Annotated in this window: 9 protein-coding genes; 3 read left to right on the top strand and 6 right to left on the bottom strand. The window is 65.2% G+C overall.

Features of this window, described 5'->3' with window-relative positions:
• Positions 1-2: 2 nt before the first annotated feature.
• The 4 genes from AC07PT_RS13970 to AC07PT_RS13955 all read right to left on the bottom strand — a co-directional run bounded on the left by AC07PT_RS13970 (position 3) and on the right by AC07PT_RS13955 (position 5661).
• Positions 3-1928 (bottom strand): alkyl/aryl-sulfatase, encoded by a 1926-nt coding sequence (locus AC07PT_RS13970; RefSeq protein WP_494656991.1) that lies wholly within the window; start codon positions 1926-1928, stop codon positions 3-5.
• Between the two features lie 117 nt (positions 1929-2045).
• A complete protein-coding gene (locus AC07PT_RS13965; protein WP_494656990.1) occupies positions 2046-3107 on the bottom strand; it encodes a Bug family tripartite tricarboxylate transporter substrate binding protein in 1062 nt (353 codons plus the stop codon).
• Between the two features lie 38 nt (positions 3108-3145).
• Complete coding sequence (locus AC07PT_RS13960; protein WP_494656989.1) at positions 3146-4504, bottom strand: DUF1254 domain-containing protein; 1359 nt, start codon at positions 4502-4504, stop codon at positions 3146-3148.
• Positions 4505-4566: 62 nt separating this feature from the next.
• Positions 4567-5661 (bottom strand): porin, encoded by a 1095-nt coding sequence (locus tag AC07PT_RS13955; RefSeq protein ID WP_494656988.1) that lies wholly within the window; start codon positions 5659-5661, stop codon positions 4567-4569.
• Positions 5662-5822: 161 nt separating this feature from the next.
• Here AC07PT_RS13955 and AC07PT_RS13950 point away from each other — a divergent pair, with 161 nt between their 5' ends.
• Positions 5823-6572 (top strand): Crp/Fnr family transcriptional regulator, encoded by a 750-nt coding sequence (locus AC07PT_RS13950; RefSeq protein ID WP_494656987.1) that lies wholly within the window; start codon positions 5823-5825, stop codon positions 6570-6572.
• Positions 6573-6647: 75 nt separating this feature from the next.
• Here the strand turns inward: AC07PT_RS13950 and AC07PT_RS13945 are convergent, their stop codons facing one another.
• Positions 6648-7919, bottom strand: coding sequence for a Glu/Leu/Phe/Val family dehydrogenase (locus AC07PT_RS13945; RefSeq protein ID WP_492349829.1), 1272 nt, complete (start codon positions 7917-7919; stop codon positions 6648-6650).
• 295 nt (positions 7920-8214) lie between these two features.
• On the opposite strand from AC07PT_RS13945, the gene AC07PT_RS13940 reads away from it, so the two are divergent.
• Complete coding sequence (locus AC07PT_RS13940) at positions 8215-9015, top strand: N-acyl amino acid synthase FeeM domain-containing protein (RefSeq protein ID WP_492349828.1); 801 nt, start codon at positions 8215-8217, stop codon at positions 9013-9015.
• Here the strand turns inward: AC07PT_RS13940 and AC07PT_RS13935 are convergent.
• The gene (locus AC07PT_RS13935; RefSeq protein WP_494656986.1) at positions 8983-11583 is read right to left on the bottom strand and encodes an EAL domain-containing protein; all 2601 of its coding nucleotides are present in this window, start codon (positions 11581-11583) and stop codon (positions 8983-8985) included. The genes AC07PT_RS13940 and AC07PT_RS13935 overlap by 33 nt on opposite strands.
• A gap of 738 nt (positions 11584-12321) precedes the next feature.
• On the opposite strand from AC07PT_RS13935, the gene urtA reads away from it, so the two are divergent.
• Entirely contained in the window at positions 12322-13587 is a 1266-nt protein-coding gene (gene urtA / locus AC07PT_RS13930; RefSeq protein WP_492349826.1) for an urea ABC transporter substrate-binding protein, read from the top strand.
• The last annotated feature ends 41 nt before the right edge of the window (positions 13588-13628 follow it).

The raw sequence follows: 13628 nt of genomic DNA, 5'->3' as shown, positions 1-13628 counted from the left end.
CTTCAGGGCTCGGCCACGGCAAACGCCGGATCGAAGCGGTCCAGGTCGCCGAACAGCGCCCGCACCAGGGCCGCGTCGCCACTGACTTCGATGGATCCGTCGTCGATGGCGTCGGCCAGACCGTCGGCACTGGCCAGGGCCCGCGACAGGGCGGCCCGCCGGCAGCGCAGGGTGGCCGTGGCCGCCGCGCCATGGCGGCCCGGGCGATGGCTCAAGGCCCCGTGGCTGAGGGTCAGTCGGTGCTCGCTGCCTTCGTCCAGCAGCAGCCAGTCGATTCGGGCCTGCAGGTGCGCCACTGCCGGGCCCTTGATGCGGATGGCCAGCTGGTCCAGCACGTGGGTCATGGGCAGCAGCGCCACCACGCCCTGCTGTGCGCCGCTGACCCTGCTTTGGGCTTTCGGTTTGCCCTGGCGCAACTCCCGGGCGGCCAACAGGTAGCTGTTGCGCCAGGTGGCCGATTCGCTCTGGTAGCCCAGTTGTTCGAGCGCGTTGGCGGCCAGGGCCCGCGCCTCGGCGTGGCTGGGGTCGGCAAAGACAGCGTGGTTCATCACCTGCACCACCCATCGGAAGTGGCCTTGCTGGTAGTCGCTGCGGGCCCGCGCCAGCACGGCGTCCATGCCCCCCATGTACTCGATGTAACGGGCCCCGGCTTCGGTCGGGGGCAGTGGGTTCAGGTGGGCCGGGTTGCCGTCGTAGGGCCCCATGTAGTGGGCGTAAATGGCCTGCACGTTGTGCACCACGGCCCCGTAGTAGCCCCGGGTATGCCATTTTTTGTCCAGTCCCTGGGGCACCAGCAGTTGCTCTGCAATCTCGAGTGCGGTCAGGCCGTGTGCCATCAGGCGCAGGGTCTGGTCGTGCAGATAGCGGTACAGGTCGCGCTGCTCGGTCATGAAGGTGTTGACCCGCTCGGCGCCCCACACTGGCCAGTGGTGCTGGGCAAACACCACGTCCACCTGGCCGGCATAGCGGTCGAGGGCCTCGTCAAGGTAGCGCGCCCAGGCCAGGGCGTCGCGGGTCTTGGCGCCGCGCAAGGGGCACAGGTTGTGCAGCGTGTGGCAGGCGTTCTCGGCGGTGTTGAGGGCGCGCAGACCCGGAAAATACAGGTTCATCTCGGCCGGGGCCTCGGTGCCCGGCGTGAGCTGAAACTCGATCTCGATGCCGTCAATGAGCTGTCGCTGGCCCGAGGTGCTGATGCTGAGGGTGGGCGGAATCAGGCCGGTCGTGCCTTGGCCCACGGCCTTGCCCAGGCCACTGTCCACGTGCGACCGCACACCGGGGGGCAGTGTGGTGCCAAATTGGAACTGCGCGCGTCGTCGCATGGGCACGCCTGCCAGGATGTTCTCGGACACCACTTCTTCCATGAACTTGTCGGGGGCAATCACCGGCACCCTGCCGGCCAGCACTTCGGCCTCATCGAGCACGCCGCGCACCCCGCCGTAGTGGTCGATGTGGCTGTGGCTGTAGATCACGGCGCGCACCGGTCGGGCGCCGCGGTGCTGGCGGTACAGGGCCAGTGCGGCCCGTGCGGATTCTTCAAAGGTCAGGGGGTCGATCACGATCAGGCCGGTGTCGCTCTCGATGAAGGTGATGTTGGCCAGGTCGAAACCCCGCACCTGGTAGATGCGGGGGGCGACCTCGAACAAGCCGTGCAGGTGGTTCAGCCGGGCCTGGCGCCACAGACTGGGGTTGACGCTGGGGGGCGCGCTGGCCTGGTCGAGGAAGGCATAGGGGGCGAGGTTCCAGACCGGCGCCCCCTTGGCGCGCGGCACCAGCGCGTGCTCGACCGTGCCGATGAAGCCGCGCCGGGCATCGTCGAAATCGCCTTGGTCACCGAAATCGAGTTGGCTTTGCACCTGACGCTGGCGGGCTTCGGTGTGCGGGTGGGCTGGCTGGGCACCCAGGTCGGGTGCAGGGAGGGCCTGGGGCATCGAAAGCCTTTCAAAACAGGCAGGTTACGAGGAGCCATCCGGCCGCAGTGTGCAGTTGGGCCCTTGGCTCTGACCTCTGGTGCGGCTGCGTGGGCAGGTCGTGCCTTGTGGCCTGATTCACTCGGCCTTCAGACCGAGTTTGAGCACCAGTCGGCGCCACTCGGCCATGTCTTGCGTCAGGGTGGTGCGGAACTCGGCGGGGGTGATGGGGGGCAGCTCGGTCAGTTGCAGTTGGGCCAGGCGCTGGCGCACGGCGGGGTTCTGGAAGGCCTGGTTCAGGCTGCTGTTGAGCTGGTTGATGATGGCCGCCGGCGTGCCGGCCGGTGCAAACAGGCCCAGCCACGAATAGGCCGTGAAGGGGTAGCCCGATTCGGTCAGCGTGGGGACCTGGGGCAGGGTGGGCATGCGGGCTTCGGCGCTCAGGGCCAGGGCCCGCAGGCGGCCCTGGCGCACCAGTTCGAGCGCCAGCGAAGCGTCGGCGAAGGCTGCGCTCACCTGGCCGGCGAGCAGATCGTTGACACAGGCCGCACTGCCTTTGTAGGGCACGTGCACCAGGTCGAGCCCGGTGTCTTGCATCAGGCTGGCCATGGCCAGGTGACCGCCCGAACCCTGGCCCCATGAGCAGTAGCTCAGCTGTTGGGGGTGGGCCCGTGCATAGGCCAGGAACTCGGCCACCGTGTGCACGGGCAGGCGGGCAGACACCACCAGCAAGGTGCCACCCCGGCCGATCTGCATCACGGGCTCGAAGTCGCGCAAGGGGTCGTAGCCGGGCTTTTTGTACAGCAAGGGGTTGACCACCATGGTGGCCGCGTAGGTGAACAGCAGGTGGTAGCCGTCGGGCGCCGCACGGGCCGCCAGGGCGTTGCCCAGCAGGCCGTTGGCCCCGGGGCGGTTGTCGACCACAAAGGCTTGGTGCAGTGCCTGGCCCAGCGCGTCGGCCAGCACCCGGGCCACGGCATCGGTGCCACCGCCCGCGCTGGTGGGCACGATCAGGGTCACGGGCCGTTGCGGGTAGCTCGGGCTGGCATCAGCGGCCACTGCCTGGGTTGCCAGCCCCAGCAGGGTGAGCGCGCCGACGGCACAGCTGCGCAGCCGTGCGGCCCAGGTTGCCGAGGCAGGGGGCTGTGAAAGAGGGGGTGAAAGAGGGGGTGAAAGGCTGCGTTGGATCAGGCGGGTCATGGTGATCTCCGGCACAAGATAGGGGCATCAAGAGGATGTCAGTCGGGCAGGGCCTGCAGCGCCGGAGCGATCCAGTGCCTGGCTTCTGGGCGGGGGTGGTACAGGCGCATGACCAGGTAGAACGGGCCGGCGGGGGTGGGCAACCAGTGGGACGTTCCGGCAGGAGGCTGGTGTGCAAAGTGGATCAGCAGGCTGCCGTCGGGTTCGGGTCGCAGCCAGGGGCTGCGGTCACCGGCAGCATGGCGCCCCAAGGGGTTGTCGTACAGAAAACGGTCAGCGTCGTACAGCGTGACCGACCAGAACGCATCCGCCGGTGGCCAGTGACCGGGCTCGAAACGCAGGGTGTAGCGGCGCTGGCCATGAAGCGGGCGCAGGTCGCTGCTGAAATGGCTCGTGGCATAGACCGCCTCGTCGGGGCTGAGGGCCCCCAGGCCCATGCAGGCGGTGAGGGCGCGAGCCAGGTAATCGCTGCCATAGCGACCGATCACCGTGCTGGTACGCCAGGGCTGGGTGCCGTGGCTTTGAGGCATGCCGTCCAGCAATCGGATGGCTTCGGCAAAGCCCTGGGCCAGGCCTTCGCGGCACCAGGGGGCCAGGGTATTCCAGTCGAACCGGGGGTTGGCGCGCAAACCGGCCTGGGTGATCCAGCGCAGCAGATTCTGGTCTTGTGGCCGGCCCGGGGCCTCGTGCAGGGCTTGGCAGAAATGGGTGAAGAAGCCTGGAGCCAGGTCTTCACCCCGTACCGAAGGCTTGCGCAGGGCGTGCATCACGCCGGTGGTCGGGCCTTGCCAGCGGGCCACCGCCCAGGGCATGTGGGCCAGTGGGCTGTCGGTGTGCAGACGGATGTCCGATTGCAAGGCCTGGGCCGCCGGCAGGTCTTCACTGTCGCGCACCAGCACTCGGGCGATCAGCCACACCAGCCGGGTGGGGCAGGGCACGGTGCGGGCGCCGTCCGGCACCGCCCCGCCGTCGGGCCCCAGCAGCCAGACGGTTTCGCCTTCAGGGGCGCAGTTGAGCGGGCCCAGGTTCATGAAGTTCTCGGTGTAGGCGTCGTACAGCGCCAGCACGAAGTAGCGGCCCGGGTGGGCCGCCGAAGCCGGCACGCTGAGGCCCAGCGGGCCATCGGTCAGCGACAGCCAGGCATTGGTGTAGAGCAGGTCATGGGCCGGCGTCACCACGTCGCGCTGTTGTGCCGTGGCGGGGTGGTTGATGTGGATCAGTGTGTTGATGTCACGCCGGGTGGGCGACGGGACCTGGGTCTGCAGCGTGCAGGTACGGTAGATTTCTACCAGGGGGTAGGCAAACAGGGTGGCTCCCAGGCCGATGGCCCGGGCCAGGCTGACTTGCGGGGTGACGGCTTCGGGGGGCGCCAGGGAGAAGTCGAAGTTCAGGGGCATGGGGGCTTTCGGTGAGGGGCGGGGCGCGGCGCCGAGGGTTGGTGAGGATGCGGGGGGCGGGTTCAAAAGTCTTGCCGCAGGCCCAGCCCCAGCAGCCGCAGGTCGTGGCCGCTGTCGAGCGGGATGCTGACCCCGCCCAGGGTGGTCGAGGCATCGGCGCGGTTGTTCAAAACCATCCAGCGGGCGTACAGGCGGGTGCGCGGTGCCAGGTGGTAGTCCAGGCCCAGGCTCAGGGCCTGCTGGGTGCGCGGGCTGTGCTCGACCCGGCGCCAGACCGCTTCGATCAAGGCGGTGCTGTGGGGCCCCAGGCCCTGCTGCAGCCCCAGCGCGAGCAGGCGCGCCGAGGCCTGCCCGGGCTGGCTGTTGCCCAGGTGCATGAGGTGGGCGTGCAGGCTGCGCCCGGGCTGTCGCCAGGAGGCGCTCAGGGCCTGATGCTGGCTGTGGCCGCCAAGCGGGGCTGGGTTGGCGGCCTGCTGCCGCGCATAGGACAGCGACACCGGGCCTGGCTGCCACGACAGGGCGGCGCCACGCAGGCCGCTGCCGGCACCCGAGCTGGCGCCGGCGCCCGAGGCCCAGGCCAGGTCAAGCGCCCAGGGCTGGCCGGTCACGCTGGGGCTTCGGTAGCGCAGAAGGCCGTTGCCGCGGGCCGCAAAGGCTTGTTGGCCGGCTTGCGCATCGAGGCTGCCCATCAGGTGCAGGGGCGAAAACACGGCATTGAGCCCGAAGGGGTCGTGCCCGAACACGGCCAGGAACATGGGGGTGTATTGGCGGCCCATGTCGATCTGGCCCCAGGGGCCGGTCAGGCCCAGAGATGCCACCCGGTTGAACTGCAGCCCCCCGCCTGGTGCAGCCCCGGCGCCTGAGGTGGGCGACAGGCCTGTCTCGAGTTGAAATCGGCTGCTCAGCCCCCCACCCAGCGGCTCCGCGCCCCGCAGGGCGATCAGCGAGGCGTTGTGTCCGCCCTCCGCCAGGGCGGTGCCGGACATCGGCCCGGCCTGGACCCGCGCCAGGTAGGCGTCCAGCACCACGTTCAGGCTGAGCGCTGCGGCGCTGCTTTCGGTCTGGCCCCAGGCGCAGGCAGAGGCCGCCCAAAGCAGGGGCAGCAGGCCTGCGCACATGGCGGCCCTGGGGCATGGCAAGTCGAGCAGAGGGCGCATCTGTTCTGTCCATAGAGAGCTACCGTCAATGAAGCTGTCTGCGCCGGGGCGATCGAGCGCAGAAGGGGTAGACCTATGATGAAAAGTTCGATGCTGCAAATCTGTCAGTGCGCCGACAGAGACCCTCACATGGCGCCGGGATGGGCGCCGGAAAGCCCCCCATGACTCTCGAACCGATGCCCTTGCTGCCCCTCGCCAGGCAGTCAGCGCCAGGCAGTGAGCTTGAACTGATCGAACGATCTCTGCGCTGGAACGAGCTGTTCAGCCCTTGGCCTGACGAGGCCAGGCGCCGTCTCGCCAAAGAGGCCCGTCTGCGCACCTACCATCGGCGTACCCAGGTGCTGGCGCATGACCGCCACGCCCGGGATCTGCTGGCCGTGGTGTCAGGCTGTCTGGAGGTAGGTTGCGTGGATGCCGAGGGCCGCAAGTATGTGCATGGGCTGCTGGGGCCTGGCCATCTGGCCCCCTTGGTGCGTCTGCTCGAGGACGAACCCCTGCCGTACGACTACCACGCCCATGAGGATTCGTTGATCGTTCACCTGGCTTGCGACGCGGTGCTGTCGGTGCTGGCCGAGCAGCCCCAGTTGTGGCGCGAGGTGGCCCGGCTGGGCCTGCAGCGCCAGCGTTACAGCTTGCAGGCGCTGCACGAACAGGTCTTGAGTGGTATCCCGCAGCGCTTGGTGGTGACCCTGCTGCGCCTGGTGGACTTTTATGGCGTGGCCGAGCCTGAAGGCCTGGCCCTGCGGGTGCGCTTGTCGCAGCATGACCTGGCGGCCATGCTGGGGGTGTCGCGCCAGACTATCAACCGCGAATTGGGCCTCTTGATCGAGCAAGGCATTCTGGACGCCACCTACAACCGCATCATCATCAAAGACCTGGCGCGGCTGAAGGATCGAGTCCAGTTGCCCTGAACCCGCCCCATGGCCCTGAATGCCCCGTGCGCTGGCGCTGCCGCCAGGGCGTGGCAGCGTGGGGGCCGCGTGGGCTCAGGGGTAGAGGCCGCGTTCCTGACGGGCGGTCAAGATGCGTTCGCAGGCCACGGCAAAGGTGGCGGTGCGCAGCGTGATCTTGTGGCGGTCGGCCGTGTCCCAGATCTGCTGCAGGGCATTGCCCATGATGCGGTCCAGGCGCTGGTTGATCTCGTCCTCGTCCCAGAAGAAGCTGGAGAAATCCTGCACCCACTCGAAGTAACTCACGGTGACGCCGCCGGCATTGCAGATCACGTCGGGCACCACCAGCACGCCCCGGCTGGCCAGGATGTCGTCCGCTTCGGGCACGGTGGGCCCGTTGGCGCCTTCGAGCACCAGGCGGGCCTTGAGGCGCTGGGCCCGGGCTGCGGTGATCTGGCCCTCCAGGGCCGCCGGGATCAGGATGTCCACCGGCAGATCCCAGAACTCTTCGTCGGCAATCGCCTCGCCGCCAGCAAAGCCGGCCACGCCGCGGGTACGGGACTGTGGCAGCAACTGACTCAGATCGAAGCCGTTGGGGTTGTAGATGGTGCCGGTGTGATCTTGCACCGCCACGATCTTGGCGCCAGCCTCGGCAAACAGTTCAGCGGCCACCGAGCCCACGTTGCCAAAGCCTTGCACCGCGATGCGTGCCCCCTGCAGGTTCAGTCCCAGGCGGCGGGCGGCTTCGCGACCCGTCACGAACACGCCACGGCCGGTGGCCTTGACCCGGCCCAGCGAGCCACCCAGGTGGATGGGCTTGCCCGTGACCACGCCGGTGGCAGTGGTGCCGGTGTTCATCGAGTAGGTGTCCATCATCCAGGCCATGATCTGGGCGTTGGTGTTGACGTCGGGGGCCGGGATGTCTTGTTGCGGGCCGATGATCACGCCGATCTCGCTGGTGTAGCGGCGGGTGACCTTTTCAAGCTCTTGCTGCGACAGCTGCTTGGGGTCGACGCGGATGCCGCCCTTGGCGCCGCCGTAGGGCAGGTTGACGGCCGCGCACTTCACGGTCATCCAGGCCGACAGGGCCATCACTTCTTCCAGTGTCACATCGGGGTGGAAACGCACGCCCCCTTTGCCCGGGCCACGCGACAGGTTGTGCTGCACGCGATAGCCCTCGAAATGGGCGATGCGGCCGTCATCCATCTCGATGGGCACGTCCACGATCAGAGCGCGCTTGGGGCGCTTCAAGGTTTCCGACCAGCGAGCCAGGGGGCCGAGATAAGGCAGCACGCGGTCGACTTGAGACAGGTAGGTTCCCCAGGGGCTGTTGGCGGTGGGGTGGACATAGGAGAGGGGCTGATTCATGCGGATCTCGCTTGGGTGAACAGAGCCTCTACGGTACGCCCGGTGTTGATCAGTCGCCAAGGGTTATGCACGCCGTGAGGCGGGTTATGCCGTGCCGTTCATGCCGGATATGCAGAGGGTTATGCGCGAGACGCCATGACGCCGGCATTTTGATTTATGTCAATTTTGTTCTTCCAGTGAATAAGCGCGGTTTCCTAGCCGTTTTCGGGGGCTTGCGGATAGAGGTTCCACTCTAGAGTGGATGCGAGCGTTTTAACTCCCAACCCCACCCCACCCGTTACCACAGGAGGCCTACATGGCTGCAGTGATGAGCTCGTTTCCCGTTTCAGACATCATCGTTCCCGACCCCAGGGTTGCCGGCATCGATCCGGTGCCCGAAGGCGCGACTGCGACGACGGTGCAACATCTGCCCTTCACGGTGCGGCTGGTGCGCACGGAAGACGAGCTGGCCAAAGCCGTGGCTGTGCGTCACGCCGCCTATGCACGGCACCTGCCGGTGTTTGCCGAGCAACTGAGGCAGCCTGAGTTGTCCGATTTCAACTCGGACGCCGTGGTCCTGCTGGCCGAGTCACGGCTTGATGGCTCACCTTTGGGCACCATGCGCATCCAGACCAACCGGAACGATGCGCTGCCGCTGGAGCAGTCGGTGCGTTTGCCTGAATGGCTGCACCGGCGTCGCCTGGCTGAGGCCGTGCGCCTGGGCATCAAGGATGGGGTGGCCGGCCACCTGGTCAAGACCGTCCTGTTCAAGGCCTTCTATCTGTATTGTGTGCAGTCTCAGGTGGACTGCATGGTGATTGCCGGACGCCCGCCAATTGATCGCCAGTACAAGCGCCTGCTGTTTTCCGATGTCTTTCCTGAGTTGGGTTGTGTGCCGCTGAAACATGCGGGCAATCTGCCCCACCGGGTGATGTCCCTGAAAGTGGCGGACGTGGAGCCCCTGTGGCGTGCTTCACAGCACCCGCTGTACGATTTCTTCTTTCATACCTGTCACCCGGACATTGAGATTGAACAGGAAGCGGCTGTTGTGAGGCCGGCGCTGCAGCCCATGTCAGTGCGGCGCTCAACTGCCGAGGTTCATCTTGCGGCCCAGTGAGCCGGGTGGGATCAGGTCGGATGGCAGTTTGCGCTGCTCTTCCAGGCCGGCGACCATGGCCTTCAAGCCCTCGTCCTGAATGAAGTCGGCCGAGGCATCTCCTTGCAACATGTCGTTCGGATCGCGCGATTTCGAGATGATGAAGCCTTGCACGTAATCCACCCCGATGTCGGCCAGCGTTTGCACTGTGGCCGGGTCTTCGGCCCACTCGGCGATGGTCTTCATCCCGAGGTTGCGCGCCAGGCTGACGATGGCCTCGACGATGGCCACATTGGCCGGGTGCTGGTTCATGTTGACGATGAAATTGCCGTCGATCTTGAGCAGATCGGCCGGCAGATCTCGCAAGTACGAGAACGAGGTGTAGCCGGCCCCGAAGTCGTCCAGCGCCACCTTGGCGCCCAGGCTGCGCACCCGGTCGACAAAGCGCCGGGTGTTCTCCAGGTCGTGCAGGGCGACGCTTTCGGTGATCTCCAGGCACAGGCTATTGACGATGGTCGCATGGCGCTGGAGCATCTGGAAGACCTCCTGCACAAAGCGCTCGTCATTGAGCGAAGCGCCGCTGAGGTTCATGCAGACGAACAGGGTCTGCTTCAGCCGACTCTGGTTGGCCTCGATCCAGCTCAGCGTCTGCGAGAGCACCCAACGATCGATCACGCCCATGCGGCCGCTGAACTCGGCCGCTGCAATCAAGCGCGAGGTCGGTGTGAGCTGTCCCTTGCTGTCGCGCATCCTGAGCAGAACTTCAAAATTCAGCGATTTGAACGGGGCATCCAGCGACATGATGGGCTGCATTTCCAGGAACAGCCCCTCGGGCGCTTCACCGGTGGCCGAGAGCTGCTCCACCAGGCGCATCTCTGCCTGGTGTTCCTGGAACAGGGGCGAGTTCTTTTCAAAAACCACCAGGTGATTGCCATGGCTTGCCTTGGCGTCACGACAGGCCCGGTCGGCGGTGGAGATCGCGTCCTTTGATTCGGTACCGAGCTGTACCTCGATCAGGCCGATGGAGCCGCGCACGTGAAAACTGCGGTCGCCCACCTTGTAGGGGCGGCTGCTGATGCTGTTGATGATGCCCTGGCACAGCAGAGTGGCGTGTGCAATGCGTGTCTGAGGCATGGTGACCAGGAACTCGTCACCGCCGACCCGGCCGATCGACATCTCGTTGGACAGCAGGTGGGTGACTCGGCTCACGACCTGGCGCAGCACCTCGTCGCCAGCAGCGTGCCCATACAAGTGGTTGATCAGCTTGAATCGGTCCAGATCCAGGTAGGCCAGTGCCAGCGATGCGCCTGGCCGGGTGTTCCAGACGGCTTCTTCCAACACATCCTGGATGGCAGTTCGGTTCAAGGCCTTGGTCAGTGCGTCGTGATGCGCCAGGAACTGAAGGTGGGCGGTGGCCCGCGAGCGCTCGGTGATGTCTTCCAGCGAACCTTCGATGTGCTCGCCCGCCAGGGTCGCCTTGACCAAAAATTTGCTGGCGTTGTCACTGCGCCGGTCGCGGGTGCTCTGGACCTCGATTTCGGCATTCACCCGGGCGTTGAGCATGTGCTGCAGGCGCAGCCAGGAGTCCGGGCCGAAATACTGGTCCCAGCGGTTGCTGCCAGGGGCCAGCACCGCGGGGCCCAGGGCCGAGATCAACGTCGGATTGGCACTCAGAAACGCGCCGTGGCTGTCCAGCGTGAACAGGCCGATGGGTAGTGCCTCATAGGTCTGTTGCAGTTTGGCCTGAGCCTGCAGTCGACGGGTGTGCTCATCACGCATCTGGGCTGCGATGGCCAGAGAGGCCAGCAGGCTGGACGACAGCGCTGCCGTGACGCTGTTGACCGAGCCGATCAGGGACTTGTAGCCCAAGGCTGCGGCGATGACTTCATACAGGCTGGATGCCAGCATCACTGCAATGGAGGCTCCGTACCAGGCGGCTACCGTGGACCTCGTGGACAGCAGGATCCTGAGCAAGTAGAACACCAGCGTCGCACAAGTGATGGTGGCGCAGACCCAGAGCATGGGTAGAAAGGTTGGGAAGCCCAGAAACAACGAGCACGCCAGGACAGGGGGACACGACCATTGCGTAAATCGCATCAGCCACGACCCATCGACCTCCTTCAGATGTTCCTTGAACAGACTCTTGTACAGCGTGACGGTGACCACATAGATCAGGGCCACCGTGATCAGCCTGACACGCTGGATCCATTCCGCCGGGATGGTCATGTCCAGCCATTGGGTGTCCCAGCCCGCTGACAAGGCCGCCATGCGAAGGTTGATGGTCAGCCAGATGGCGAACAGCAGGTAGGTGCTGTTGCGATTGATCAAGGCCGTGATCAGGACGAACACGGACAGCACGATCAGGCCTCCGTCGAGCAGGCCTGAGTTGCGTTCGTAGGATCGGGCCGCGATGGCCAGATCGGCGTTCTTCCACAGCTCCACCGTGAGCCGGGCAGGGCCGATGAACTGGGCCTGGCAGGTCAGTTCGAGATCGGCTCGCCCCTCGGGCACGGGGTAGGCAAAGGCCCTGCGGGAGGCGATCAGATCACCTTGAAGTTGTTCACGTGTGGCCTGTCCGACGGATCGCATGTCAAGGCGGTCCCAACATGCCAGGCTTATCAAATGGCGAGATGGAAACTCAACAGTTTCATTTCTCTCATTTTCTTTTCGATGCAGGCTGAACTGGAACCAGACCGGATTTTCGGACAGTCGGGTATCGAAGAATTCGAAGCTGGGGGCCTTTGCCAGTTGGCGATCTGCCTTCAGAGGGTCTGAAGTCGCGGGCTCTTGAAGTTGGGCCTTGAAGTTCAGCCGGTGGCTCTCCACCTCAGGGTGCGCTGAAGGCCAGACCCACATCGCCCAGAGAGAAAACAGGGCAATCGCGACCGGCAACAGATAGGCCGAGAAGCCAAACAGGCCCCGGTAGATCCACCGATCGAGTCGCTGGAATGCAGTGGTGGTCACGGTTGCTGGCAGCGCATGGATCGCTTGAGAAGTGGTGGGGCGACGGGGTTGGCTCGGGACAAGCTTTACTGATGAATCTGGCAAAAACGGCTTCAAACATTATGAAGTGTTTGGGCCTCATCAGTTCGACAGACGGTTGCTTTGATGTAGCTCACGGAGTGATTTCAGGGTGGAAGCTGTTGGGCTGACGCCACGTTGCATCCAGGTGGCCCGGGCAGATCCGGTTCGACCTTGTAGCGCCGCATACGCCACCCGGCGTATTTCCGCATCGCGCCCCGGTTCCTACGATCACTTCCGTCGTCACTGATTTCCCAGGCACCCGCCGCAGTGACGCAACGATCCAACCTCAACCGGAGTCCCCTCATGCAACGTCGCTTCACCCTCAAGGCCCTCACCGCCGCCGTCGCGCTGGCGGGCATCAGCGCCATCCCGGCCCACGCCGCCGAAGACACCATCAAGGTCGGCGTGCTGCACAGCCTGTCGGGCACCATGGCCATTTCTGAAACCGTGTTGAAAGACACCGTGCTGATGGCGATTGAAGAAATCAACGCCAAGGGTGGTGTGATGGGCAAGAAGCTTGAGCCCGTGGTGGTGGACCCGGCCTCCAACTGGCCGCTGTTTGCCGAGAAGACCAAGCAGCTGCTGACCCAGGACAAGGTGGCTGTGATCTTCGGCTGCTGGACCTCGGTGAGCCGCAAGTCGGTGCTGCCGGTGGTGGAAGAACTCAACGGCCTGCTGTTCTACCCCGTGCAATATGAAGGTGAGGAACTGAGCAAGAACGTGTTCTACACCGGTGCTGCGCCCAACCAGCAAGCCATTCCTGCGGTCGACTACCTGATGAGCAAGGATGGCGGTGCGGCCAAGCGTTGGGTGCTGCTGGGCACCGACTATGTGTACCCCCGTACCACCAACAAGATCCTGCGCGCCTACCTGAAGAGCAAGGGCGTGAAGGAATCCGACATCGACGAGAAGTACACCCCCTTCGGCCACTCTGACTACCAGACCATCGTGGCCGACATCAAGAAGTTCAGCCAGGGCGGCAAGACGGCCGTGGTGTCCACCATCAATGGCGACTCGAACGTGCCTTTCTACAAGGAACTGGGCAACGCCGGCCTGAAGGCCAAGGACGTGCCGGTGGTGGCCTTCTCGGTGGGTGAAGAAGAGCTGCGCGGCGTGGACACCAAGCCGCTGGTGGGCCACCTGGCCGCCTGGAACTACTTCATGTCGATCAAGAACCCGACCAACGACGAGTTCATCAAGAAGTGGAGCGCCTACGCCAAGGCCCACAACGTGGCTGGCCACAAGGACAAGCCGCTGACCAACGACCCGATGGAAGCCACCTACATCGGCATCAACATGTGGAAGCAGGCCGTCGAAAAGGCCAAGAGCACCGATGTTGACAAGGTGATTGCCGCCATGGCCGGCCAGACCTTCAAGGCCCCGAGCGGCATCGTGTCCAAGATGGATGAGAAGAACCACCACCTGCACAAGTCGGTGTTCATCGGCGAAGTGAAGGCTGACGGCCAGTTCAACGTGGTCTGGAAGACCCCGGGCCCGGTCAAGGCCAAGCCCTGGAGCCCCTACATCGAAGGCAACGACAAGAAGGCCGACGAGCCTGAAAAGAAGTAAGGACCTGACGAGGCCTGATGCAGGGTTGACCACCGACCCTG

The organism is Curvibacter sp. GW821-FHT09D12, from assembly GCF_059416245.1.
The sequence above is the reverse complement of the archived record's forward strand: the minus strand, read 5'-3'. Positions and strand labels throughout refer to the sequence as shown.

Bases quoted from the DNA above. Each gene is read 5' to 3' on its own strand.
- AC07PT_RS13955 (WP_494656988.1), bottom strand. From the start codon at position 5,661: ATGCGCCCTCTGCTCGACTTGCCATGCCCCAGGGCCGCCATGTGCGCA.
- AC07PT_RS13940 (WP_492349828.1), top strand. From the start codon at position 8,215: ATGGCTGCAGTGATGAGCTCGTTTCCCGTTTCAGACATCATCGTTCCC.
- AC07PT_RS13935 (WP_494656986.1), bottom strand. From the start codon at position 11,583: ATGCGATCCGTCGGACAGGCCACACGTGAACAACTTCAAGGTGATCTG.
- AC07PT_RS13960 (WP_494656989.1), bottom strand. From the start codon at position 4,504: ATGCCCCTGAACTTCGACTTCTCCCTGGCGCCCCCCGAAGCCGTCACC.
- AC07PT_RS13945 (WP_492349829.1), bottom strand. From the start codon at position 7,919: ATGAATCAGCCCCTCTCCTATGTCCACCCCACCGCCAACAGCCCCTGG.
- AC07PT_RS13950 (WP_494656987.1), top strand. From the start codon at position 5,823: ATGACTCTCGAACCGATGCCCTTGCTGCCCCTCGCCAGGCAGTCAGCG.
- AC07PT_RS13965 (WP_494656990.1), bottom strand. From the start codon at position 3,107: ATGACCCGCCTGATCCAACGCAGCCTTTCACCCCCTCTTTCACCCCCT.
- urtA (WP_492349826.1), top strand. From the start codon at position 12,322: ATGCAACGTCGCTTCACCCTCAAGGCCCTCACCGCCGCCGTCGCGCTG.
- AC07PT_RS13970 (WP_494656991.1), bottom strand. From the start codon at position 1,928: ATGCCCCAGGCCCTCCCTGCACCCGACCTGGGTGCCCAGCCAGCCCAC.